This window comes from Rhizobium sp. P38BS-XIX, from assembly GCF_012641435.1.
Taxonomy (GTDB): Bacteria; Pseudomonadota; Alphaproteobacteria; order Rhizobiales; family Rhizobiaceae; genus Rhizobium.
This window is the reverse complement of the sequence record NZ_JABAIJ010000001.1, coordinates 870,022-893,969: the sequence shown is the minus strand read 5'-3', so window position 1 is coordinate 893,969 and position 23,948 is coordinate 870,022. Positions and strand designations below refer to the sequence as shown.

Here is a 23,948-nt window from a genome sequence, read left to right as displayed (position 1 = left end):
TCAATCCTCACCCATTATGGCAAAGATTTCGGCTAGATCGTCATCCTCATCGGCATTGATTTCATCATCTAAGAGGTCTTCGTTGCTCTGTTTACGATCCCTGATTGCCATGGCAACGGCGGTATCGCGGGAGGCCTCGGCTAAGTTGACCATTGTACCGTCGAGAATGCTTGGATTGTCATGAACCGCAAGCATCTCTTTCATGCGCTCGACACTACGCTGATGGGTCTCAACCCACTTATCGGCACCAAAATAACTTTTGCCCATCGCAACGAGCGCATCAGCAAGCTGCTTTTCCGTGGTCGCGAGGCGCTTCTCGATCTTCGTTCGATGGGTCTGATCGCCTTTCACGAACACATTTTCTGAACAGCCGAGACAATCACCAAAGCTCTGGCACGGTAGCAGAGAATAGTCGTGTACACATATGCCGAAGTCGCTCAACAAGGCGGACCCAATTTGTGCTTCGATAAACGCTCGCCGGTCAACGGGCGGGTTCACGCCCTGGACCCTGGTCGTTTCGAACATCGGTCCAGCCACGTTTCCCTCTCCGATTGCCTCCCTGATCTGGGACAGCATCTCTTCTGGCGATACGTGGTTGTATGACTTGTTCTGGGCGACGTCACGGCCGCTCCATTTCGCGATGTCGAGGTCACTCATCCCTCGGAACTGCGCAACCGTATTGAGCCAATGCCGGAATGCGTGAGTGGTGATCTCAATGTCAGAGCCATCGCGCTCTTTGAGGTTCCAGCGCTGGAAGACAGAGCGCTTTACACCGCTGTCATGACCGGATAGCCACTGTTCGAAGGCCTGAACCGTCGGTTTCTCGACGTAAAACGGGACCGTTTTCTGGATTTCGGATATCCCATTACCCGCGAGAACAAACAGCGTGTTAGAGTAAAGCTGATCCTTGTCGCCATTGTAGTACGGGAAGTCTCTCGGCATCCGCGACAACATTGCCTGTGATAGAGATGCCAACGACACGTTCTTCATCGCTTGGTACTTACGATCACTGTCGTGCTCAATGCCAATCTGACGTGCCCATTGTGCCGTCACGTTAATCGCGGTCTTACTGGCGGAGGCTTCATGCTTCAAAAACTGATTAAGGTCAGTCAACGGAAGGTGCCCCGTTACCCTCGCAGGCTCTGAAGCAGCAGGAAGCCAGAGCTTTCCGGGGTTTTCTTCATACCAACGACACGTCTTTCGCGCGTCCTCGCACATGTCACGAAGGCGTTGTACGGCCTGCTTTACAAGGTCGACTAACTGGGTTGGAACCCATTTTACCTGGGGTGGATTGCCTTTTCCCGGCCAAACGCGGATACCGTAAGTCTCGATTCCGTCGCCACTGTCAGGCAACTTCGTTCTGCCCGTTACTTCGCAATCCAAACGAAGCTGCAGCACCTCATGTGCCCGGATGGGAATAGCAATGCAAATGGCGCAGACGGCGGTAAAGAGCTTGTCTCTCACCGTTTCGGCGTTGCGATAGACATGTGCAAGGCCATGGAACGCTTCAGGGCTTGGGAGCTTCTTCTCGCGCCACTCCTTCGCGGCAGCCCCCATTTCCTCGGTGCGGTCTTTGGGCTTTCGGACCCCGTGTTTCCATTGGAACGGCGCATTCAGGAGCTGCCGATCCATACAAAAGCGATGAACCTGCTGGATATAGATCGCAAACTGATAATGGCGACCGGGGCCTACTCCTTCCCGAGCAATCTCGACGGCTTTATTCAGGACGACGACGTTGAGATTTTCAATTGCCGGGTGGAGGCCCAATAGACGGAATGCAGCTTCGATGAGCTGTATCGCGTCCAGTCTCTTCCGGGTGTTTTCGAAGGTCACAGGCGATGTCGCGTGAAGATAACGACAATAAGCCTTGGCAAAATCAATGATGGCGGGATGCAACGGCTCGCCGTTGACCTCCTGCTTCGATGAGATCGTCGCATCCCTATTCACGTAGACCAGGATTCGGTTATCGCGGTTTTGCCCCTTCGTAATAAAACTGTCGCCAACGGGCCACACGACTTGGCCCCAAGTGTGATGCGGGATCAAAGTCTCGATTTGGCTCTGGGCAAGCTCGATAAAATCGCGAACCCGATCAGATGGATGAACTATCTGGGTTGATGAAAGTTTGACGACGCTCCCGCTCATGCCGCGACCTCTTCTCCATCTCGATGCGCTGCGCAGAGCTGGATTACCTCTGCGACAGCCAGGATCGTCCGGTCACGGATCGTGTAGAGCTTCGGTGACATTTCTTCAGCTATCATCCTGTCCCGATCATCGATCAGGGCTCCCATGAACTCTTCGTGCGGACCGTCACGCCACGGCTTGAAGTGACGACAGGTGTAACAGGCAAACGGGATCGCCAATCCGCAAAAGCTCATTTGCCCGCAGGAGCCCAGAGCGTCATTCTCAGCGTTATTCAGGGAACGGTCGAATATTCGGGCGGAAGGATCGACCTCCAAACCTTGCTTCTCATTGACGGTGACGACCACACCAGCGAAGGCTTGAGCAATCGGGGCCAGTTCCATTGCCAGATGCCGGTCAAGGCGAGGCACCATTGCTGGGCTGGCCTCATAATAGACGCCGACATTCTGCGTGTCGGAATGATCAAGCAGTTCCGCTACGGTGTGCTTGTCTTTGCCGTCATCGACAGCTCGTTGGGCAAGCGTGATGCGAAAGCGGCGAGCATTGGTTTTGAGACCCGTGACGCGGCTAACAACGTGCATCAAGTGATAAGCAATCCTGTTCGATGTCATATGATATGGAAAGTTGGGCAAAGCTCCTGGACTTTTTGCAATGAACATTGGCCAATCATTACCCTGGAGGCCCCTCTCAGCCCTGTATCGGCGGTTCTGTAGAATGACCTCCTCCAAAAGTTGGCCGATTTGCTTGCTGCAATACCGTGTTTTAAAGCTTGATCTAAAATTGTGTCCGCGTTGCTTTGCACGCGGAATTCGCAGGGCATAGAACCGACCCTCCTTTCCTTCCGACACGATGAGATCGTTCTCTTTCAAGGCTGCTATTTGAATTGGGCGGGGCCCGTACCCCAGGAAGAGCCAGGTTACTGCAAAATTGTAGAGGCTAATTCGACCGCTCGCGTAAGCGTCATTTATCTCAGCTTGGATGGCAAGAAGTTCACCGTCGCTAAAACTGCCCGCGCTCGGATCACGCGTACGGATTGAGGTGCCCTTGATGTTGCCTCTAATTGTTGCGTCGCGGAGATAGTCCAAGCTCTCTTGTGAAGTGACATTCACCCCAAGGCGCTGCATATCCTCAAGTAAAATTCGCAGCACGCCGAGTTTCCAGTCAGATGCACCGTCGAGACCAGCACGAAAGTTCAATATATTACGAAGTTCGATGGTGTCAGATACGGTGTTCGCGCTCGCGTACTGATGACGATAGAAGCGAGCAAAACTCTGGAATAAGTTGCGAGCGTGGGAATACGAACTGTTCTGCAGGTGCCATAGCACCACAACTTTCAAGCTATGTACCAGATCGGGAGACAGCGCGACAAATTCGCTAAACTTCAGCCGTTCAGGCGCAAAAAGACCAAGGATATACCAGTCTGGCAATCTCGGATCGAATCGGAAGCCGTCCCGAGTTACGGCAACGTTGGGAAGAGGTGGAAGATGTTGAGATTCGATTCTACTTCCCATTACTGCTCCCTATCGCCGACGCCAATGGTCAACTGATCTTGCATCTCACGCAGGACTTCGTCCGAACGTCGACGCACAGTTCTTCGAAGGTAGTGACGTGCAGTGTCGGGGTCGCGCCACCCCATCAGGCGCATTCTCCACTTGACCTCTTCATCTTCGGAGTAGCCCTTTTTGTCCATCTCAAGGGAGAACCAGTCGTTCCAACTGTGTCGTAGAATGTGTGCAGTCAGTCCCACCGGTAGGCCAGGTACCGCGTCCCGCAAACGCTCCATGATCTTGTTCACGTTGGACAGCGACATCGGTTTCCCGGTGTCGCTACTCACGATTAAGTACGGATGAAGCCGCGCACCTGCAATTTTTGATCGATGATGGGTGATCCACTCATGCACCAAGTCCACGAGCTTAGGATTAAGGGGCATCACTCGTGCGGCTGTTTTTGTTGCAGGTTTGTGTTTTCTTGGGTCGGCCGGGTCATCGGGTCTACGGTGCACCGTCACAGTACCTTTGGTACCGAATAGGCAATCCGTTACCTTCAAACCGCACAACTCTCCACGTCTTATGCCCAATGCAAGCAGAAGCATGATAATCACGTAATTTCGGAAGCGAACTTCAGGCTTGAATGGATTCTCCGAGTGATCGGGCTCGACAACGTCCCGCAGCCGGTTCAGAACATCTTCGTCCAAGCCCTCACGTTGACCGACATCATCGCGACTGCGACGACCTCCACCCTTACGTTGACCATCTAGCGTCTTGAGACACTCACTGCGTACCGAATTGTAGTGGTCCCATCGGCTTGGCCATGGAGATAACCGCGAGAGATAGTCGGCACTTGTGAACTCGATAAGCGAATATATAGCGGCCAGCCGATTTCGTTTCTCACCCGACAGGCCTTTAGTGGCTTTGCGACGATCTTGAAGAGAAGCGACTTTGGGGGACCTCGAAGCGGTTTGCCGGACAGCTTTCTCGATAGAAAGACCGCAGAAATTCCCGAGGTCTGTGATCTCACTCAACGAGAAGAAGACTCCCTCGGCAAGTCTCTGTTGGATATCAACCCCTCGGGCGTCCGCCCATAAGTAGATAAAGAACAGGCCTCGAAGTTCGTTTCCGAGTGTGTTGGACTGCACCCCAAGTATTCGTCGGTGCGCAATCATCCAATAAGTTGCGTCTTCCAGGGGGGTACCAGTTGACCTCTTAACGAGAAACGGCATCCGTTCGCCGTCGTTGAATTTCGCCCACCGTATACAATAAGGATTGACTAACGAATTGGCCATGGCTGCTCCCTTTTGCAATAGCTTTGCAATGTGAGAGACGTTCAGTCAATCAAATCTTAAATGATCATTGATCATTTGAAACAAGGAGTTATTACGATCAGTGGTCGTATTACATTAGGTCTCAGGCTTAGTTTACAAAAAAAATGCCCTCCACCCCAGCTTGGGTCGAGGGCATCACCGTGACGCGATTTGCAAACGGAAATAATGATGGAAATCAACGAATTGACTCCGCCAAGTTTCCAAGATCATTCCGCCTCGGTTCTAGAACGGGATGTCGTCATCCAGATCGCGCGAGAAGTTGCCGCCGCCGCCCTGGTTGCCACCGCCACGGTTCCCGCCGCCGCCGCCACGAGACGATCCCTGCGACGAAGACTGGCCGTAATCGTCACCGCCATAATCACCGCCACCAAAATCGCCACCGCCGCCGCGTCCGCCGCGACCGCCGCCCTCGAAGGAGCCGCCGCCACCGCCTTCACCACGACCGTCCAGCATGGTCAGCGTCGAATTGAAGCCCTGCAGCACGATTTCGGTCGAATATTTATCCTGGCCATTCTGGTCCTGCCACTTGCGGGTCTGGAGCGCGCCTTCGATATAGACCTTGGCGCCCTTCTTCAGATACTGCTCGGCAACCTTGCAGAGGCCTTCGTTGAAAATGACGACGCGGTGCCATTCGGTCTTTTCCTTGCGCTCGCCTGAATTGCGGTCGCGCCAGGTTTCCGAAGTGGCAATATTGAGGTTGGCAATCGGGCGACCGTCCTGCGTGCGGCGGATTTCCGGGTCCGCCCCGAGATTTCCAATCAGAATTACCTTGTTCACACTACCGGCCATAACACCACCCTGCTTGCCGCCCATCGACGGCTCTGAATTTTATCCGGACACCTTAGACCATTGCCGCCATCAGGTGCCATTTAAGCGACCATCCAAGGGAGCTTCATCCACAAGGAATTTTGTTCTTTATTTGTTCTATTTTATCCCTATGATCCTGTCAACCGAATCGAAAACCTGGCGCGGCTCTTCATTTCAGCCTCGACTCACGGCTTGGCATCACTAAATAAGGGCAGACTCCAAGGGATAAGCGTAAGACGATGAGCGAGCTGAAGACTATTTCCATACGTGGTGCGCGCGAGCACAATCTCAAGGGCATCGATCTCGACCTGCCGCGCAACAAGCTGATCGTCATGACCGGCCTTTCCGGATCGGGCAAGTCGTCGCTGGCCTTCGACACCATCTATGCCGAGGGACAGCGACGCTATGTCGAAAGCCTTTCGGCCTATGCGCGCCAGTTTTTGGAAATGATGCAGAAACCCGACGTCGACCAGATCGACGGTCTGTCGCCGGCAATTTCGATCGAGCAGAAGACCACGTCGCGCAATCCGCGCTCGACCGTCGGCACGGTGACCGAAATCTACGACTATATGCGCCTGCTGTTTGCGCGCGTCGGCGTTCCTTACTCGCCGGTCACCGGATTGCCGATCGAAAGCCAGACCGTCAGCCAGATGGTCGACCGCGTTCTCGCATATGAGGAAGGCACCAGACTTTATATTCTTGCACCGCTCGTGCGCGGCCGTAAGGGCGAGTACAAGAAGGAACTCGCGGAGCTCATGAAAAAGGGCTTCCAGCGCGTCAAGGTCGACGGCCAGTTCTATGAGATCGCCGATGTGCCGGCGCTCGACAAGAAGTACAAGCATGACATCGATGTCGTGGTTGACCGTATCGTCGTTCGCCCGGATATGGCGGCGCGTCTGGCCGACAGCTTCGAGACGTCGCTGCGTCTGGCCGACGGTCTTGCCGTTGCGGAATTCGCCGACAAGCCGCTGCCACATGAGGAGACCGCCGCTGGCGGCTCTGCCAACAAGTCGCTGAACGAGACGCATGAACGCGTGCTGTTCTCGGAGAAGTTCGCCTGCCCCGTTTCCGGCTTCACCATTCCGGAAATCGAACCGCGCCTTTTCTCGTTCAACAATCCCTTTGGCGCCTGCCCGTCCTGTGACGGTCTCGGTTCGCAGCAGAAGATCGACGCGGATCTGATCGTGCCTGAGCCTGAGCGCACGTTGCGCGACGGAGCCATCGCTCCCTGGGCCAAGTCCAGCTCGCCCTATTACAACCAGACGCTGGAAGCGCTCGGCAAGCATTACGGATTCAAGCTCGGCAGCCGCTGGAACGAGCTGTCAGACAAGGCCAAGGATGTCATCCTCAACGGCACGGAAGACAAGATCGAATTCCATTATGCCGATGGCGCCCGCTCCTACACGACGCACAAGAATTTCGAAGGCATCGTGCCGAACCTTGAGCGCCGTTGGAAGGAAACGGACTCCGCCTGGGCGCGCGAAGAGATCGAGCGCTTCATGTCGGCAGCGCCCTGCCCGGCCTGCAACGGCTATCGCCTCAAGCCGGAGGCCTTGGCGGTCAAGATCGACAAGCTGCACATCAGCCAGGTGGCGGAAATGTCCATCCGCATCGCCCGCGACTGGTTCGAGGCGCTGCCAGCCACCTTCACCGACAAGCAGAACGAAATCGCGGTGCGCATCCTCAAGGAAATCCGCGATCGCCTGCGCTTCCTGAACGATGTCGGCCTCGAATATCTCAGCCTCTCGCGCAATTCCGGCACGCTTTCGGGCGGAGAAAGCCAGCGCATCCGGCTTGCGTCACAGATCGGCTCCGGTCTGACGGGCGTTCTTTACGTGCTCGACGAGCCGTCCATCGGCCTGCATCAGCGCGACAATGCCCGTCTTCTCGAGACTCTGAAACATCTGCGCGATATCGGCAACACCGTCATCGTCGTCGAGCATGACGAGGATGCCATTCTGACGGCGGATGATGTGGTCGATATCGGCCCGGCCGCCGGTGTGCATGGCGGTCAGGTGGTGGCGCACGGTACGCCGCAGGACATCATGGCGAACCCGAAGTCACTGACCGGTAAATACCTTTCCGGCGAGCTCGGCGTGCCCGTTCCCGAAGAGCGGCGCAAGCCGAAGAAGGGCAAGGAAATCAAGGTTGTCGGCGCAAGAGGCAACAACCTCAAGAATGTCACCGCTTCCATTCCGCTCGGCGTGTTCACAGCGGTTACGGGCGTCTCCGGCGGTGGCAAGTCTACCTTCCTGATCGAGACGCTGTATAAGTCGGCGGCACGTCGTGTCATGGGCGCGCGCGAAATCCCTGCCGATCACGATCGTATCGATGGCTTCGAACACATCGACAAGGTGATCGATATCGATCAGTCGCCGATCGGTCGTACGCCGCGGTCAAACCCCGCGACCTATACAGGCGCCTTCACGCCGATCCGCGACTGGTTTGCCGGGTTGCCGGAAGCCAAGGCGCGCGGATATCAGCCGGGCCGCTTCTCCTTCAACGTCAAGGGCGGCCGCTGCGAGGCGTGTCAGGGCGATGGCGTCATCAAGATCGAAATGCACTTCCTGCCCGACGTTTACGTCACATGCGACGTCTGCCACGGCAAGCGCTATAATCGCGAGACGCTCGACGTGACCTTCAAGACCAAGTCGATCGCCGACGTGCTCGACATGACGGTCGAGGAAGGCGTCGATTTCTTCGCGGCCGTTCCAGCCGTGCGCGACAAGCTGCAAAGCCTGAAGGATGTCGGTCTCGGCTATATCAAGGTGGGGCAGCAGGCCAATACGCTTTCGGGTGGCGAGGCGCAGCGCGTCAAGCTAGCCAAGGAGCTGTCGAAGCGATCGACGGGCCGCACGCTCTACATTCTCGACGAACCAACTACCGGACTGCATTTCCATGACGTCGCGAAGCTTCTGGAAATGCTGCACGAACTGGTCAATCAAGGCAATTCGGTCGTCGTCATCGAGCATAATCTCGAAGTGATCAAGACGGCCGACTGGATCCTCGATTTTGGTCCGGAAGGTGGCGATGGCGGCGGCGAGATCGTCGCGATCGGCACGCCGGAGACGATCGTCAAGGAAAAGAGGTCCTATACTGGCCAATTCCTCAAGGAATTGCTGGAGCGGCGGCCGGTCAAGAAGATTGCGGCGGCGGAATAGGTTCACCCGGCCGGATGGCCAAGGAGGAGAGAATGACCAAAACGGGCATCATCCGCACAGGCATAGGCGGCTGGACATTTGAGCCATGGCGCGGGACCTTCTATCCCGACACGCTGAAGCAAAAGGACGAGCTCAATTACGCGAGCCGCCAGTTGAAGGTGATCGAGGTTAACGGCACCTATTACAGCACGCAGAAGCCCGAGGTTTTTGCCAGGTGGGCGGCCGATGTGCCGGATGGCTTCATTTTCTCCCTCAAAGCCACCCGTTTCGTCACCAATCGCCGGGTTCTCGCGGAAGCCGGTGAATCCATGCAGAAATTCCTGGAATCCGGCATTAGCGAACTTGGCGATCACCTTGGTCCGTTGCTCTGGCAGTTCGCGCCGACGAAGAAATTCGATCCGGACGATTTCGAGGCGTTTCTAAAACTGCTGCCGGCCAAGCAGGACGGCCTTCCGCTGAGGCATGTAGTCGAAGTTCGACACGATTCCTTCAAGGTGCCGGAGTTTATCGCTCTGCTTGAGAAATACGGAGTGGCACCTGTGTGCGCCGAGCATTTCGAGTATCCGATGATCGCCGACGTCACTGCGGATTTCGTCTATGCCCGTCTGCAAAAGGGATCTGACGATATCGACACCTGCTATCCGCCGAAGGATCTGAAGGCGTGGGCCGATCGACTGAAAACATGGGCGGATGGTAAAGTGCCGGACGATCTGCCGCTGATCGACGACGCTCGTAAGGTGAAAGTGGAGCCGCGCGATGTCTTCGCCTTCATGATCCATGAGGGCAAGGTGAACGCGCCGCCCGGCGCGATCGCGCTGCAAAAGGAAGTCGCGAAATAAGTCTATAAGGGCTTCACGGCTGCGACGAGCTCTTCGGCCGTCAGCCCTTTTCCGGCACGCTGCCCCGCCAGACCGTGCAGCCAGACGCCGGCCGCCGCCGCTTCGAATGCTGGTGCGCCTTGCGCCATAAGCCCGCCGATAATACCGGCCAGCACATCCCCCGAGCCCGCCGTCGCAAGCCAGGGCGGCGCGTTGGCGTTGATTAGGGCCCTTCCATCCGGTGCGGCGATAACGCTATCCGCACCTTTGTAAATAATAGCGGCATGGGCTCTGGCGGCGGCAGCTCTTGTTTTATCGACCTTGTTCAAACTTGCATCCCCGGCGATATCCGGAAAAAGCCGTGCGAATTCGCCTTCATGGGGCGTCAACACAAGCCGCGTCGGCCCGTCGGCAAAAGCATCGAACAACACTTGCGCATTGTCGCGAAACGATGTGATGCCATCCGCATCCAGCACCAGATGCCGGTCCGCAAGCGCAAGGCAGAATTTGCGCGCCTTGTCGCCGGCGCCGAAACCTGGGCCGAGGACGAACGTCGAAAGACGCTTGTCAGCCAGCCACGCCTTGAGTGTCGTCTCATCCTCGACAGCGTGCAGCATGATCGCCGTGAGCATGCCGGCATTGACGGCCATCGCATCCTGCGGCGACGCTATGGTGACGAGTCCTGCCCCGGATTTCAGACCTGCCATGGCAGACATGCGCGCTGCACCGGTCGCATTCGGTCCGCCCGAGAAGACGACAAGATGGCCACGCTTGTATTTGTGGCTATCGGCATCCGCAGAGGGAATTTCCCGCTGCCATTGGGCCGGCGTGTTTTCGGCAATCATTGCATCGGCATGCGCTCGAACAATGCGTGCGGGTATTCCGATGTCGAACACCTCGACTTCGCCGCAAAGCTCGCGTCCCGGCAACAGCAGGTGGCCGGGTTTGCGCGTCATGAAGGTGATCGTGCGCACAGCATGAAAGGCCGCGCCCAGAGCCTGACCGCTCAAGCCGTCAAGGCCGGACGGCAGATCAACGGCAAGCACAGGAACATCGGCCTCGCCGACCCTCGCGATCACCGCCGCCACCTCTTCCGGGACAGGCCGTGACAAGCCAGCGCCAAAGATGGCGTCGACGACGATATCGCCGCGCCTCGGCGAGTACGTTCCTATAGCGGCACCCCTGATCGGGCAGTCGGCATAGGCTCGCGCCGCATCACCCTTCAGCCGGCCCGGATCACCCAGATAGAAAAGTTCAACGCTTGCTCCGGCCTGTTGAAGAGCGCGCGCAACCACATAGCCATCGCCGCCGTTGTTTCCAGGACCGCAAAGAACCACATGGCGCAACGCTTCGGGAAAGTGCCGCAGCGCACCTGCAGCGACCGCTTGCCCGGCCTTTTCCATCAAGCCATAGGAGTCGATGCCGGAAGCAGCGGCGTCCCCGTCTATAGCGGCCATGGTTTGCGGAGAGATCAGGAGATCGGCAATCGGTAACATCATAAGATCATATTATAGATGCGAAAACTGCCTTAAAAACAACCGCAATTGCGAACTGCTATTTGACCGTTAAATATGCATTTGCACAATGATTGAACAAAACCAGTCAACACCTTGCTCAAGCACGAATATGACGTTCAGGGGAGTTTTTTGCGAAAATTTACTTATACAGCGCATTTCAACGCGAAATCGCTTCCATTTTTCCGAAAAATCCTCATGAATCCATCGCCTCGGTACGAATTCGCCGGGATTTTTTACAGCGATTGATTCCCAACTGGCACGATACGTGCATTACGTTGGCCGAGCGGGGAGAGTCCTGCTGTAACAGGAGAAGCGGAGAGACATTTTCTCATGAAAAAGATCGAAGCGATCATTAAGCCTTTCAAGCTCGACGAAGTGAAGGAAGCCCTTCAGGAAGTCGGTTTGCAGGGTATAACCGTCACGGAAGCGAAGGGCTTCGGTCGTCAGAAGGGCCATACGGAACTTTACCGTGGCGCCGAATATGTCGTCGACTTCCTGCCGAAGGTGAAGGTTGAGGTCGTATTGGCAGACGAAAACGCGGAGGCCGTCATAGACGCCATTCGCAAGGCTGCGCAAACCGGCCGTATCGGTGACGGAAAGATTTTCGTTTCCAACGTGGAGGAAGTCATCCGAATCCGCACCGGCGAAACGGGTATCGACGCCATCTAATCCGCCCGGCCCTCGCGGCCGAGCTCGTTTAATCGTCATCTAAGTCAAGGGAAGAAATTTAATGACGACCGCAAGCGACATTCTGAAACAAATCAAGGACAACGACGTCAAGTTCGTCGATCTGCGCTTCACCGACCCAAGGGGCAAGCTGCAGCATGTGACCATGGATGTGATCTGTGTCGACGAAGACATGTTTGCCGATGGCGTCATGTTCGACGGCTCGTCCATCGGCGGTTGGAAGGCCATCAACGAGTCCGACATGGTGCTGATGCCCGATCCGGACACGGTTCACATGGACCCGTTCTTTGCACAGTCGACCATGGTCATCCTGTGCGACATTCTCGACCCGGTTTCCGGCGAATCCTATAACCGCGACCCGCGCGGCACGGCCAAGAAGGCCGAAGCCTACCTGAAGGCGTCCGGCATCGGCGACACCGCCTTCTTCGGACCAGAAGCCGAATTCTTCGTCTTCGACGACGTCAAGTACAAGGCCGATCCTTACAACACCGGCTTCAAGCTCGATTCCAGCGAACTCCCGTCCAACGACGACACCGACTATGAGACCGGCAACCTCGGCCATCGTCCGCGCGTCAAGGGTGGCTACTTCCCGGTTCCACCAATCGATAGCTGCCAGGACATGCGTTCGGAAATGCTCACGGTTCTCACCGAAATGGGCGTTACCGTCGAAAAGCATCACCACGAAGTCGCCGCCGCCCAGCACGAGCTCGGCATCAAGTTCGACACGCTGGTTCGCAGCGCCGACGGCATGCAGATCTACAAGTACGTCGTGCATCAGGTCGCCAATGCCTACGGCAAGACGGCAACCTTCATGCCGAAGCCGATCTTCGGCGACAACGGCTCGGGCATGCACGTTCACCAGTCGATCTGGAAGGGCGGCAAGCCGACCTTCGCCGGCGACGAATATGCAGGCCTGTCCGAGAGCTGCCTCTACTACATCGGCGGCATCATCAAGCACGCCAAGGCGATCAACGCTTTCACCAACCCGTCGACGAACTCCTACAAGCGTCTCGTCCCGGGCTATGAAGCACCGGTTCTGCTTGCCTACTCGGCACGCAACCGCTCCGCCTCCTGCCGCATTCCGTTCGGCTCGAACCCGAAGGCAAAGCGCGTCGAAGTCCGCTTCCCCGACCCGACCGCAAACCCCTATCTCGGCTTCGCCGCCATGCTGATGGCCGGCCTCGACGGCATCAAGAACAAGATCCATCCGGGCAAGGCCATGGACAAGGATCTGTATGATCTGCCGCCGAAGGAGCTCAAGAAGATCCCGACGGTTTGCGGATCGCTGCGCGAAGCGCTTGAAAGCCTCGACAAGGACCGCAAGTTCCTGACCGCCGGCGGCGTCTTCGACGACGACCAGATTGACGCGTTCATCGAACTCAAGATGCAGGAAGTCATGCGATACGAAATGACCCCGCATCCGGTCGAGTACGACATGTACTACTCGGTCTGATTTAAGATCTCGAAAGCCCCGGAATGCCGGGGCTTTCATCCTAAATGGGAAGCCGGTGGCAGGCCTCTCGCGCAGATTGCGTTTTCCCTTGAACGCTCGTTCACGACTTCTGACCGAACACGGCGGAGTGTGACAGTTCAATGAAGGAATGGGGGCAAAATCCTTGATATCAGTGGTGAAAGTCACCACATGATTACGTGAAAGGAAGTCGTGCCATGAAACAACGAAACGCAAAATTCAATATTGGCGACGTGGTTCGACACCGGATGTTCCCCTTCCGCGGTGTCATCTTCGATGTCGATCCGGAATTCGCAAATACCGAGGAATGGTGGAATGCCATTCCGGCCGAAGTGCGGCCCAGCAAGGACCAGCCCTTCTATCACCTTCTCGCTGAAAACGACGAGACTGAGTATGTCGCATACGTATCCGAGCAGAATCTGGTCAATGACGAGAGCGGCGTTCCGCTCCGCAATCCGCAGATCGCTCAGATTTTTGATCAGGCGCCGACCGGTCAGCTCAAGCCCAAGATGAGCATGGCTCACTAAGCGCTTTATTCCCATTCATTTCGAAGGGAAGGATCCCAAGGCCTTCCCTTTTTATTTGTCGGCACGAGCCGGCTTTGGCTCAAAAGAAAAAGCCCGGATTTCTCCGGGCTTTTTCTTAGATCTATTCGGCGAAGTCGCCAGCTTACTGCTGCTTGGCAGCCTTCTGGGCGTCTTCCAGCTTCTTGCGAGCTTCCTCAGCCTTCTTCTGCATGCTGTCCTGCAGGCTCTTCTGGCTTTCTGCGAGCTTCGAGTCGGAGATAGCCGGGCCGTCAAAGGCGGCGCCAAAGCCAGTCAGCGAGATCTTGATCGGGTTCGGCGCACGGCGGAAGTTGATCGAGGTAAAGGTTACGTCGGTACCCTTCTTCAGCGAAGCGATCATCGCATCGGTGACCGGAACTTCAGCGGTGCACTTGTCGGGAAGGCAGACGGCGTAGTCGAGCTTCTGGCCCTTGCCGCCATCGACCTGCATGGTGATGCCGGGGGGGATCAGGCGAGCCGTCGGAACGGAGATCTGCAGAATCTTGCGGTTGACCTTACCGTCGACCGAGATGAGGCCGACTGCCGTCACCAGCTGACCGTTGTTGGCCATGATCAGGTTCTGCACGATGCAGATGTCGGCATCGTCCTGCTTGGCGCAGGTCTTGTACCAGCCCAGACGCGGCTGATTGGGATCGCCACCGCCATCGGCTGGAGCAGCATTGGACGCATCCTGAGCGAAGGCAGCAGCCGGAAGCGCCGCACCGATCATGAGAGCCAGAGCAGAAAGACCTGCCCGCATTTTGTTGTCAGTCTTGAACATCATAGCGAAACCGCCTCCTGAAATCCGCTGCGGGACGACAGCGTGCCGTCCCATGCCATTCGGGTCAAACCGTCGTCCACCTGTCGAATGAATAAGGCAAATGCATGACCCGAGAAACCCGGCACCCCTGTTACATCGCACGGGCACGGATATCCAGCATTTCTTTGGGCTTTTCTATCCTCAGGCAAGAATTCCGCGGTCGCGTGTTGAATTCGGCACGCTCATGATAAGGTTCGGCCGAATCGAACGCCCTTACCGGAAAGGATGCCATGCAAGCGCTCCGGATCGCTGTTTTCCTGTTTTTCGCGACAGTGTGCAACGCCGTAGCGGCACAGCCGCTTTATGGCATCGCCATGCATGGAAATCCGGCCCTGCCGGCGGATTTCAAGCATTTCCCCTATGTCAATCCGGACGTCAAAAAAGGCGGCCGCATAAGCTACGGGGTCGTCGGCACATTCGACAATCTCAACCCATTCATTCTGAAGAGCATGCGCACAACGGCGCGCGGCATGTGGGACCCGGAATTCGGCAACCTCGTCTATGAGCCGCTGATGCAGCGCTCGCGCGACGAGCCGTTTACACTCTATGGATTGCTGGCGCAGACGGTCGAGTGGGACGATAGCCGAAGCTTTATCCAGTTCAACCTCAATCCTGCCGCCAAATGGTCTGACGGACAGCCGGTAACACCGGAAGATGTGCTTTTCACATTCCAGCTGTTGCGCGACAAAGGGCGCATACCGATGTCGTCGTGGCTCGATACCGTGGCGAGCATGGAGAAGGTCGGCGACCATGGCGTACTGATCCGCTTCAACGAAAAGGGCAATCGCGAAACGCCGCTGATCATTGCCTCATCGATCCCGATCCTGCCCAAACACGCAATTGATGCTGAAAACTTCGAACGCACGACGTTGAGCATACCAATCGGCTCTGGCCCTTATCGCGTGAAGAGCGTCGACCCCGGTCAGCGAATCGTCTTTGAGCGTAACCCCGATTATTGGGGCAAGGACATTCCAGCAAAGGTCGGCGTCGACAATTTCGATCAGATCGTGGTGAACTACTTCTTGCAGGATACGACTGTGTTCGAGTCCTTCAAAAAAGGTGATCTCGATATTTATCAGGATGGCAGCCCGGCTCATTGGCAGGACGCTTATAATTTCCCCGGCGTCGCTGCAGGCGCTGTTGTCAAAGAAACATTTACGCCGAAATTGCCGAGCGGCATGCTCGGATTCGTCTTCAATACGCGCCGCCCAATCTTTGCCGACAAGAATGTGCGCAAAGGCCTGACGCTCGCCTTCGATTTTGAATGGTTCAATCGCAGCCTGGCCTCAAGTGCGTATACACGCACCGAAAGTTATTGGCAGAACTCCGACCTCTCTTCTTTCGGTGTGCCGGCAGATGCCCGCGAGCTTGCCATGCTTGGACCCATCAAGGACCACATCGACAGCGATGTACTCGACGGCACCTACAAGCTACCCGTCAGCGACGGCTCTGGCCGTGATCGCAAGATCCTGCGCAAAGCCGTCAACTTCCTTAAGCAGGGCGGCTATTCGATCAAGGGCGAGCGCATGGTCGATAGCGCCGGTCGACAACTCAGCTTCGAAATCATGACGCAAAATGCGGATCAGGAGCGAATTGCAATCGCCTATCGCCGTTCGCTGACGTTGCTCGGCATCGCCGTTACTATCCGCACGGTCGATGATTCGCAGTATCAGCTACGGACCACGAACTACGACTACGATGTCATCATCAAATCCTATCCATCGTCACTGTCGCCCGGTATCGAGCAAGTCGGGCGCTGGGGCTCGGTTGCCGCCAAGGCGCCAGGCAGTCTGAATTTCGCGGGGGTTGCTAATCCTGATGTCGACACGCTCATGGATCACATTCTGACCGCGCGTTCCGCCGATGATTTCCGCGACGCGGTTCGATCCTTCGATCGAATCCTCATTTCCGGCTATTACGTTGCACCGCTCTATCACATCGCACAGCAATGGGTGGCACGGCGAAGCCATATCGCCCATCCCGATATGTTGCCGCTTTACGGCTACCAGCTGCCCACATGGTGGGACGCATCGGTGCAATGACGTGATTGGTTCCCTTTCGGTAACCGGTTGAAGCCATCGGCACAAAGGCCTAGATGGTGGAGACAAGCAGCAAACCGGAAGGATAAAGCCATGGAACGCATCACGATCGATATCGTCTCGGACGTCGTTTGTCCGTGGTGCTATGTTGGCAAGGCCCGACTGGAGCTTGCCATCGCCGAGGTGCAGGATGAAGTCGGGGTCGACCTCAACTGGCGGCCCTATCGCCTGAATCCCGACTATCCGCCTGAGGGCGTCGACCAGAAAAAGGCGCTGGAACAGAAACTCGGTGGTGCGCAGCGAGTTGCCGAAGGCCACAAGATGCTGACGGACCTCGGCCATGAAGTGGGCATCAACTTCGATTTTGACGCCATCAAGATCGGTCCAAACACGCTCGATGCACATCGTCTGATCCACTGGGCGGTCACCGAGAGCCGCGAGAAGCAGGACAAAGTCGTCAACGCACTCTTCAAAGCCAATTTTGAAGAAGGCCGCAATGTCGGCGATCATGCCGTACTGCTCGACATTGCCGAGAAAGCCGGGCTGGACCGCTCGGTCATTTCAACCCTGCTCGCCTCCGATGCGGACCGCGATCTCATCATTGCTGAAATCGATGCCGCGCAGAAGATCGGCGTCACTGGCGTGCCGTTCTTCATCTTCGATCAGCAATATGCCGTCAGTGGTGCTCAGACGCCGGATGTGATCGCCGGCGCATTGCGCGATATCGCCAACATGAAGGCCGAGGCGCGGGCCGGGATGAACTAGACGTCGGTGTACCGCTTCCATGCCAGAGACGATTGCGCAAATCCGCTGATAGCGGAAGCCCTGAGATTTTCTATCACGGCTTGGCCAGAAATCCCGATGCCATTGCGCGAAAGGCTTCTATCGCTTTGGGCAAAACGTCCATGGGATTGTCGCTGGCGGCAACCCATAGGGCGGCGTTCAGCGCTGCACCGGAGAGAAGACGCGCCGCAGCCTCCGCGTCGACCCTCTTCACCACCCCCTGCGCCTGCAGCTTTGACACGGTCTGCAGCGTCCCGGCGAGACAACTGTTCTGGCTCGGCCATTTCGAGGGATCGCCGAGAACTGCCGGTCCATCGAGCAAAACGATTCGCTGGACCTCGGGATCGAGCGCCATCTTGATATAGGCTTCGCCTTCCGCCAGCAGACCGGGCCAGCCGCCACCGGCCTTGGCACCGATCTCCTTTGCCCGCAGCGCCAATTCGCTATCGATCTGATAGACGACGGCGGCGAGCAATCCACGTTTGTCTCCGAAATTATGATAGAGGGCGCCCCGCGTCAGCCCGACATCGGCCGTCAGCTCATCCATCGATGCCGCTGCAAAGCCCTTTTCGGCGAAGGCCTTTCGGGCGGCGGCAACAAGCTTGAGCCGGTTTTCTTCCATTGTTTCCAAGCGCTTTGCCATATCGCCCTCAATTTCATATACGTTTCGTATTTGAAATATTGACATACGTCGCGTACATTAATATCTCACATACATGCCGTATATCAAATGGAGCGGCATTTTGGAATGGCCCCGCAGGCATGCGCCCTTCCGATATTTTCACATCCCTACCAATGAGAGCCAAAGATGACGACGACACGCAGAGCAATATTCCCGAAGAACCGACACGCGCTTTATGATGAGCATGGATACTCCGCCGCGATCCGCTCCGGCGATCTGCTGTTCGTTTCAGGCCAGGTCGACAGCCGCTCGGATGGGAGCCCGGAGCCGGATTTCGAAAAACAGGTTCAGCTTGCATTCGACAATCTTCGGGCCACCCTGGAAGCCGCAGACTGCACCTTCAACGACATCATCGATGTGACCACTTTCCACACCGATCCCGAACAGCAGTTCGGCGCGATCATGGCTGTCAAAAACCGGATTTTCAGCGAGAAGCCTTATCCAAACTGGACTGCGGTCGGCGTCAACTGGCTTGCGGGTTTCGACTTCGAAATCAAGGTCATTGCGCGCATTCCGGATGCAGGAAGGGCTGACAAGCCCCAGGCCGCTTAAGCCTATGCAGAACGCAGCCCGCAGCGGAATACCGCAGCGGGCCGCTGCGCCACTCCTGGGCCAGATTGATGCAGGCCGGCTTCCGGCCGTTGCGGTGCACACGAAAGTTGCTATTTTCGCCTTCGATCGAACCAACGGACGACGGCAATGAACACCTCCACTCGGCATGATCTCAGCGACATCAAACTTGGAGACTGGGTGGATCGCCGTCTGCCGTCGGCATTGAGGCCCTATACGCGGCTTGCGCGTCTCGATCGCCCAGTCGGAATTTGGCTGACGCTTTTTCCCTGCTGGGCGGCACTCATCCAGGCCTCGCATGGTATCCCTGACTTTCGGCTCTTCATCGTCTTCTCGCTGGGCGCGTTGCTAATGCGAAGTGCAGGCTCGACCGTCAACGATATTGCTGATCGCAAGTTCGACGGCCATGTCGAGCGGACCCGCTTCCGACCTCTTGCGAGCGGCCAGATCGGCGTGGCGCGAGCACTGATATTCCTGGTGGCAGAGCTCGCACTAGCCGCTTCTCTCCTCGTCTTTTTGACGCCTTACACACGCCTGGTCGCCATCTGCGTCCTGCCGCTCGTCTTTATCTATCCGCTTTGCAAGCGCTTCACCTATTGGCCCCAGGCAGTACTCGGTGCGGCGTTCAACTGGGGAATGCTGATGGCATGGTCCGAAGTCCACGGCGCGATCTCGGTCGGCGCGTTAGTGATGTGGCTTGGCGCAATGACCTGGCAGATCGGCTACGATACCGTTTACGCCTATGTCGACGTTCGCGACGACGCACGATTGGGTTTGAAATCAACCGCACTGCTGTTTGGCGCGCAAGGCAAGATCATCATTGGCCTATTCTACGGTGTAACTGTCCTTGCCTGGTCAATCGGTGGATGGATGACCGGCATGTCGCTTCCCTACACCATTGGCATGCTTGTTATTGCCGTGCATCTTGCCTGGCAAACGTGGCGCCTCGATCTTGCGCGGCCGGAGATCAACTACCGGCTGTTTCTGGCAAACATATTGACGGGATTGCTGCTGGCTGCCGCTGCCTTTGCCGGCACGCTATGATCGCACCTCAACCGCAAGGATTAGGCCGGCAATATGCGAGGGATGTACAGGCGACCGCCATCTTGGGCGGGCCGCCCCATGATCCTGTCGGCGAAGCCCTCGCGTGACGGAGCAGCCAGCCCCGGGGCATCTCGTCAGCTGCAAGATCAGCCGACGATCCACATCCTACTTCGCCAATTCCGCCAGTTGTGTCATGACAACCGCCGCCCCTTGCAGCCGCTTTTCCGGTGTCGGCAGGTCACGGGTCAGGAAAACGCTGTGGTCGGCGCGGATCTTCGCCATCGTGCCCTGCTTGGCGATGTAGCCAACGAGGTTGGCCGGATTCGGGAATTCCTTGTTGCGGAATTGTACGACAACGCCCTTAGGACCGGCGTCCAGCTTTTCGACATTGGCAACGCGACAGAGCGACTTGATGTAGACGATCTTGAGAAGATGCTGCACCTCGATCGGCAATGGGCCGAAGCGATCGATCATTTCGGCGCCGAAGCTGTCGATTTCCTTGAGTTCGGTGATCTCGCCGAGGCGACGATAGAGCGCCATGCGCAGATGCAGATCAGGCACATAATCGTCGGGGATCATGACAGGCGTCCCGACGGAGATCTGCGGCGACCAACCGGTATCCTGGATTTCGTCGACACCCTTCACTTCCGCGACGGCTTCTTCCAGCATCTGCTGGTAAAGCTCGAAGCCGACCTCCTTGATGTGGCCCGACTGCTCCTCGCCGAGCAGATTGCCGGCGCCGCGAATATCGAGATCGTGGCTGGCAAGCTGGAAACCGGCACCAAGCGTATCCAGCGATTGCAGCACCTTGAGCCGGCGCTCAGCCGTCGTCGTCAGCACCTTGTTGACCGGCAGCGTAAACAACGCGAAGGCGCGAACCTTGGAGCGGCCGACACGGCCACGCAACTGATAAAGCTGCGCAAGACCGAACATGTCGGCGCGATGAACGATGAGCGTATTGGCCGTCGGCACGTCGAGGCCGGATTCTACGATGGTCGTGGAGAGCAGCACGTCGTAACGGCCCTCATAGAAGGCATTCATGATGTCTTCCAGCTCGCCGGCCGGCATCTGGCCATGCGCGACCGCCACTTTCAGCTCGGGCACATCCGACTGCAGGAAAGCATGGATATCGGCGAGATCGGCAAGACGCGGACAGACATAGAAGCTCTGGCCGCCGCGGTAATGCTCACGCATCAGTGTTTCGCGGATGACGAGGGAATCGAAGGGCGAGATGAAGGTGCGCACCGCCATGCGGTCGACCGGGGCCGTCGTGATGAGCGAAAGCTCGCGCACGCCGGTCATGGCAAGCTGCAATGTGCGCGGGATCGGCGTCGCCGACAGCGTCAGCACATGCACGTCGCTCTTCAGTTCCTTCAGCCGCTCCTTGTGCTTCACGCCGAAATGCTGCTCTTCGTCGATAACGAGCAGGCCGAGATTGGCAAACTTGATGCCGGCGCCGAGCAGTGCATGCGTACCGACCACGATATCCGTCTTGCCCTCGGCGACTTCCTTTTTCGTCAGTGTCAGTTCCTTGGCACCAACAAGGCGGGAGGCCTGCTGAACGCGGATCGGCAGGCCGCGGAAACGCTCGGAAAAGGTCTTGAAATGCTGGCGTGCCAGCAGCGTTGTCGGAACGACGACTGCGACCTGGACGCCGTTCATCGCAGCCACAAAGGCGGCGCGCAGGGCAACTTCGGTTTTGCCGAAACCAACGTCGCCGCAGACGAGGCGATCCATCGGCCGGCCGGCGCCGAGATCCTCGCGCACCGCCTCGATGGCGTTCATCTGGTCTTCGGTTTCATCGTAAGGGAAACGCGCGGCGAATTCGTCATAGAGCCCTTCGGGCGTCGTGAGCATGGGTGCATGCCGCGTCAGGCGTTCGGCCGCAATGCGGATCAAGGCGCCCGCCATATCGAGCAGGCGCTTCTTGAGCTTGGCCTTACGCATCTGCCATGCGCCGCCGCCGAGCTTGTCGAGCTGTGCCTCGGTGCCCTCACCGCCATAGCGTGAGAGCAGATCGATATTCTCGACCGGCAGGAAAAGCTTGGCATCGTCAGCGTAAAGCAGCTCGAGGCAGGCATGCGGCGCACCGGCGGCCTCGATGGTCCTGAGGCCAACAAAACGGCCGATGCCGTGCTCGGCATGAACGACGATGGAGCCTTCATCCAGGCCGGCCACTTCCGAGATGAAATCGGCGGCGCGCTTGCGGCGTTTAGAGCGGCGCACCATGCGGTCGCCGAGAATGTCCTGCTCGCCGATCACGATGAAATCACCGGCCTCGAAGCCCGCTTCTAGGCTGAGTACGGCCGCTGCCGCCTCGCCCTTCGCCAATCCGCCCAGATCCTTGAAGGCCTCGATCGTCTTGACGCGCGCCAGCCCATGTTCGGAGAGCACCTGCAGGAGGCGATCGAGCGACCCTTCGGTCCAGGCCGAGATCAGCACCTTGCTGCCGGAGGCACGCTTGTCGGCAATATGCTTGACGACCGCGTCGAAAACGTTGACCCGCTCGCTATCGGCGCTCTCGGTGGCAGACCGCGCCCAACGCATCCCCTGACGGGCATCGAGGCTGACGACGCGGCGCGCCTCGCCCTCATGCTCGTTGAACGGCGAGATCCGGATCGCGCCGAAGGCATCGAGCGCATTCCCGAAAGCCTTGCCGTCAAGATAGAGCTGTCCTGGAGTGACCGGCTTATAGGGCGTGCCCTGCGCCATCTGCCCCTTGGCCGGCTGGCCGGATTGAAGGCGGGCGTCGTAGTAGTCGAAGACGAGCTTGGAGCGCTCCTCGGCCGCCTCGCGCACGGTATGGTCCGTGACCATGCGGAAGCCCTTGAGATAGTCGAATACGGTCTCCAGCTTCTCGTAGAAGAGCGGCAGCCAATGTTCCATGCCGGCGTAGCGCCGACCCTCGGAAACAGCGACATAAAGTGCGTCGTCGCGCGTGGCCGCGCCGAATGCGGAGAGATAGTTCTTGCGGAAACGGCTGATCGTATCCGGCGTCAGCGTGACTTCGCTCATCGGATTGAGATCGAGCGAGCGCACCTGGCCCGTCGTGCGCTGGCTGGCCGGATCGAAGCTGCGGATGCTTTCCAGCGTATCGCCGAAGAAATCGAGGCGCACCGGCTCCTCAGTGCCCGGCACGAAGACGTCGAGAATGCCGCCGCGCACCGCATATTCACCGACTTCGCGCACGGTCGCCACACGATCGAAACCGTTGCGTTCCAGACGCGCGGCGATGTCGTCCATTCGAACCTGATTGCCTGGACGGGCGGAGAACGCCAGGCTCTCGATGATATCCTGCGGCGCCACCTTCTGCAGCATGGCGTTGACGGTCACGAGCACGACGGCTGCATGCGGCTTGCGATGATGGGCGATGAGACCGGACAAGGCCGCAAGACGCCGGGCTGAGGTATCGGAGCTCGGCGAAACGCGGTCGTAAGGAAGGCAGTCCCAGGCCGGCAGGGTGAGCACCGGAATTTCAGGCGCGATGAAGCCGAGCATCTGTTCAACATCGGCCATATGCTGGCCATCGGACATGACATAGGCGATCGGCTGGCCGGCTTTCGCCATTTCGGCAATCAGAAATGGCTCAAGTCCGGCCGGAACGTGACCGATCGTCATCGGCTCGCTTGCGGCAAGCAGCTTCTTCGCGTCGAAACCGGGGATCATTTGGTTAATCCGAACCTTTCGGCGATTTCTTCGAAATCGGGCTTGTAGGAGGCCAGGCGCTCAAAGAGCGGCGTCTGCAGATGCTGCGGCGTCGGCTCGCTACCGAGTATCCACTTGAGCAGATCATTGTCCTCTTCGGCCATGATACGCTCGAGCTCATCGAGGTCGGCCTCGGGCAGACCCGGCAGCTCATTGTCGGCAAACTGGCCGAAAACCAGATCCATTTCGCGGATACCGCGATGCCAGCAGCGGAAAAGGATTCGCCGACGACGGGGATCGAGATCGGCACTGCTGAGGGTAAGCCCAGTCATCAAGAACACCTTTATGTTGATGGGTCTCTATAAAACCAGCGTTGTAAGGTGGGAACCGGTTTTTCAG

Annotated in this window: 18 protein-coding genes; 9 read left to right on the top strand and 9 right to left on the bottom strand. The window is 57.5% G+C overall.

All coding sequences use genetic code 11. The features are described from left to right. The 4 genes from HGP17_RS04350 to HGP17_RS04335 all read right to left on the bottom strand — a co-directional run bounded on the left by HGP17_RS04350 (position 1) and on the right by HGP17_RS04335 (position 5,749). Complete coding sequence (locus HGP17_RS04350; protein WP_168806240.1) at positions 1 to 2,142, bottom strand: hypothetical protein; 2,142 nt, start codon at positions 2,140 to 2,142, stop codon at positions 1 to 3. Next, the gene (locus HGP17_RS04345) at positions 2,139 to 3,650 is read right to left on the bottom strand and encodes a site-specific integrase (protein ID WP_168806238.1); all 1,512 of its coding nucleotides are present in this window, start codon (positions 3,648 to 3,650) and stop codon (positions 2,139 to 2,141) included. Before HGP17_RS04345 ends, HGP17_RS04350 begins: the two co-directional genes overlap by 4 nt. Continuing rightward, positions 3,650 to 4,921: a site-specific integrase gene (locus HGP17_RS04340; protein WP_168806236.1), complete on the bottom strand. Its 1,272-nt coding sequence runs from the start codon at positions 4,919 to 4,921 to the stop codon at positions 3,650 to 3,652. Before HGP17_RS04340 ends, HGP17_RS04345 begins: the two co-directional genes overlap by 1 nt. A gap of 261 nt (positions 4,922 to 5,182) precedes the next feature. After that, positions 5,183 to 5,749, bottom strand: coding sequence for a single-stranded DNA-binding protein (locus HGP17_RS04335; RefSeq protein ID WP_168808082.1), 567 nt, complete (start codon positions 5,747 to 5,749; stop codon positions 5,183 to 5,185). 257 nt (positions 5,750 to 6,006) lie between these two features. Here HGP17_RS04335 and uvrA point away from each other — a divergent pair, with 257 nt between their 5' ends. Both uvrA and HGP17_RS04325 read left to right on the top strand, forming a co-directional pair. Beyond that, positions 6,007 to 8,928: an excinuclease ABC subunit UvrA gene (uvrA, locus tag HGP17_RS04330; RefSeq protein WP_168806234.1), complete on the top strand. Its 2,922-nt coding sequence runs from the start codon at positions 6,007 to 6,009 to the stop codon at positions 8,926 to 8,928. Positions 8,929 to 8,960: 32 nt separating this feature from the next. Further along, a complete protein-coding gene (locus tag HGP17_RS04325; protein WP_168806232.1) occupies positions 8,961 to 9,767 on the top strand; it encodes a DUF72 domain-containing protein in 807 nt (268 codons plus the stop codon). 2 nt (positions 9,768 to 9,769) lie between these two features. On the opposite strand, the gene HGP17_RS04320 is transcribed toward HGP17_RS04325, so the two are convergent. Then, positions 9,770 to 11,245, bottom strand: a complete 1,476-nt coding sequence (locus tag HGP17_RS04320; RefSeq protein ID WP_168806231.1) for an NAD(P)H-hydrate dehydratase — start codon at positions 11,243 to 11,245, stop codon at positions 9,770 to 9,772. A 348-nt stretch (positions 11,246 to 11,593) separates the two neighbouring features. Between HGP17_RS04320 and HGP17_RS04315 the strand changes: the two genes are divergently transcribed. From HGP17_RS04315 to hspQ, 3 genes are all read left to right on the top strand, one after another. Further along, positions 11,594 to 11,932, top strand: coding sequence for a P-II family nitrogen regulator (locus HGP17_RS04315; protein ID WP_003539626.1), 339 nt, complete (start codon positions 11,594 to 11,596; stop codon positions 11,930 to 11,932). A gap of 61 nt (positions 11,933 to 11,993) precedes the next feature. Continuing rightward, on the top strand, positions 11,994 to 13,403 hold the full coding sequence (gene glnA, locus HGP17_RS04310; protein ID WP_168806229.1) for a type I glutamate--ammonia ligase: 1,410 nt from the start codon (positions 11,994 to 11,996) through the stop codon (positions 13,401 to 13,403). 215 nt (positions 13,404 to 13,618) lie between these two features. Next, positions 13,619 to 13,948 (top strand): heat shock protein HspQ, encoded by a 330-nt coding sequence (gene hspQ / locus HGP17_RS04305; RefSeq protein ID WP_168806227.1) that lies wholly within the window; start codon positions 13,619 to 13,621, stop codon positions 13,946 to 13,948. 142 nt (positions 13,949 to 14,090) lie between these two features. Here the strand turns inward: hspQ and HGP17_RS04300 are convergent, their stop codons facing one another. Beyond that, complete coding sequence (locus HGP17_RS04300) at positions 14,091 to 14,750, bottom strand: invasion associated locus B family protein (protein ID WP_168806225.1); 660 nt, start codon at positions 14,748 to 14,750, stop codon at positions 14,091 to 14,093. A 266-nt stretch (positions 14,751 to 15,016) separates the two neighbouring features. Between HGP17_RS04300 and HGP17_RS04295 the strand changes: the two genes are divergently transcribed. Together HGP17_RS04295 and HGP17_RS04290 are read left to right on the top strand one after the other, a co-directional pair. Next, the gene (locus HGP17_RS04295) at positions 15,017 to 16,828 is read left to right on the top strand and encodes an extracellular solute-binding protein (protein WP_168806223.1); all 1,812 of its coding nucleotides are present in this window, start codon (positions 15,017 to 15,019) and stop codon (positions 16,826 to 16,828) included. 90 nt (positions 16,829 to 16,918) lie between these two features. Beyond that, a complete protein-coding gene (locus tag HGP17_RS04290) occupies positions 16,919 to 17,590 on the top strand; it encodes a DsbA family oxidoreductase (RefSeq protein ID WP_168806221.1) in 672 nt (223 codons plus the stop codon). Positions 17,591 to 17,663: 73 nt separating this feature from the next. Here HGP17_RS04290 and HGP17_RS04285 read toward each other — a convergent pair whose 3' ends face one another. Continuing rightward, complete coding sequence (locus HGP17_RS04285; RefSeq protein WP_168806219.1) at positions 17,664 to 18,251, bottom strand: TetR/AcrR family transcriptional regulator; 588 nt, start codon at positions 18,249 to 18,251, stop codon at positions 17,664 to 17,666. A gap of 165 nt (positions 18,252 to 18,416) precedes the next feature. Here HGP17_RS04285 and HGP17_RS04280 point away from each other — a divergent pair, with 165 nt between their 5' ends. Together HGP17_RS04280 and ubiA are read left to right on the top strand one after the other, a co-directional pair. Continuing rightward, positions 18,417 to 18,842, top strand: coding sequence for a RidA family protein (locus HGP17_RS04280; RefSeq protein WP_168806217.1), 426 nt, complete (start codon positions 18,417 to 18,419; stop codon positions 18,840 to 18,842). 147 nt (positions 18,843 to 18,989) lie between these two features. Next, on the top strand, positions 18,990 to 19,904 hold the full coding sequence (ubiA, locus tag HGP17_RS04275) for a 4-hydroxybenzoate octaprenyltransferase (RefSeq protein ID WP_168806216.1): 915 nt from the start codon (positions 18,990 to 18,992) through the stop codon (positions 19,902 to 19,904). Between the two features lie 165 nt (positions 19,905 to 20,069). Here ubiA and mfd read toward each other — a convergent pair whose 3' ends face one another. After that, the gene (gene mfd, locus HGP17_RS04270) at positions 20,070 to 23,570 is read right to left on the bottom strand and encodes a transcription-repair coupling factor (RefSeq protein ID WP_168806215.1); all 3,501 of its coding nucleotides are present in this window, start codon (positions 23,568 to 23,570) and stop codon (positions 20,070 to 20,072) included. Beyond that, entirely contained in the window at positions 23,567 to 23,881 is a 315-nt protein-coding gene (locus tag HGP17_RS04265) for a succinate dehydrogenase assembly factor 2 (protein WP_168806214.1), read from the bottom strand. Before HGP17_RS04265 ends, mfd begins: the two co-directional genes overlap by 4 nt. Positions 23,882 to 23,948 lie beyond the last annotated feature (67 nt).

Coding starts and splice junctions, on each gene's coding strand:
- HGP17_RS04285 (WP_168806219.1), bottom strand. CDS start 18,251: ATGGCAAAGCGCTTGGAAACAATGGAAGAAAACCGGCTCAAGCTTGTT.
- HGP17_RS04335 (WP_168808082.1), bottom strand. CDS start 5,749: ATGGCCGGTAGTGTGAACAAGGTAATTCTGATTGGAAATCTCGGGGCG.
- HGP17_RS04340 (WP_168806236.1), bottom strand. CDS start 4,921: ATGGCCAATTCGTTAGTCAATCCTTATTGTATACGGTGGGCGAAATTC.
- HGP17_RS04350 (WP_168806240.1), bottom strand. CDS start 2,142: ATGAGCGGGAGCGTCGTCAAACTTTCATCAACCCAGATAGTTCATCCA.
- HGP17_RS04300 (WP_168806225.1), bottom strand. CDS start 14,750: ATGATGTTCAAGACTGACAACAAAATGCGGGCAGGTCTTTCTGCTCTG.
- HGP17_RS04290 (WP_168806221.1), top strand. CDS start 16,919: ATGGAACGCATCACGATCGATATCGTCTCGGACGTCGTTTGTCCGTGG.
- HGP17_RS04265 (WP_168806214.1), bottom strand. CDS start 23,881: ATGACTGGGCTTACCCTCAGCAGTGCCGATCTCGATCCCCGTCGTCGG.
- HGP17_RS04320 (WP_168806231.1), bottom strand. CDS start 11,245: ATGATGTTACCGATTGCCGATCTCCTGATCTCTCCGCAAACCATGGCC.
- ubiA (WP_168806216.1), top strand. CDS start 18,990: ATGAACACCTCCACTCGGCATGATCTCAGCGACATCAAACTTGGAGAC.
- mfd (WP_168806215.1), bottom strand. CDS start 23,570: ATGATCCCCGGTTTCGACGCGAAGAAGCTGCTTGCCGCAAGCGAGCCG.
- HGP17_RS04325 (WP_168806232.1), top strand. CDS start 8,961: ATGACCAAAACGGGCATCATCCGCACAGGCATAGGCGGCTGGACATTT.
- hspQ (WP_168806227.1), top strand. CDS start 13,619: ATGAAACAACGAAACGCAAAATTCAATATTGGCGACGTGGTTCGACAC.
- uvrA (WP_168806234.1), top strand. CDS start 6,007: ATGAGCGAGCTGAAGACTATTTCCATACGTGGTGCGCGCGAGCACAAT.
- glnA (WP_168806229.1), top strand. CDS start 11,994: ATGACGACCGCAAGCGACATTCTGAAACAAATCAAGGACAACGACGTC.
- HGP17_RS04295 (WP_168806223.1), top strand. CDS start 15,017: ATGCAAGCGCTCCGGATCGCTGTTTTCCTGTTTTTCGCGACAGTGTGC.
- HGP17_RS04345 (WP_168806238.1), bottom strand. CDS start 3,650: ATGGGAAGTAGAATCGAATCTCAACATCTTCCACCTCTTCCCAACGTT.
- HGP17_RS04315 (WP_003539626.1), top strand. CDS start 11,594: ATGAAAAAGATCGAAGCGATCATTAAGCCTTTCAAGCTCGACGAAGTG.
- HGP17_RS04280 (WP_168806217.1), top strand. CDS start 18,417: ATGACGACGACACGCAGAGCAATATTCCCGAAGAACCGACACGCGCTT.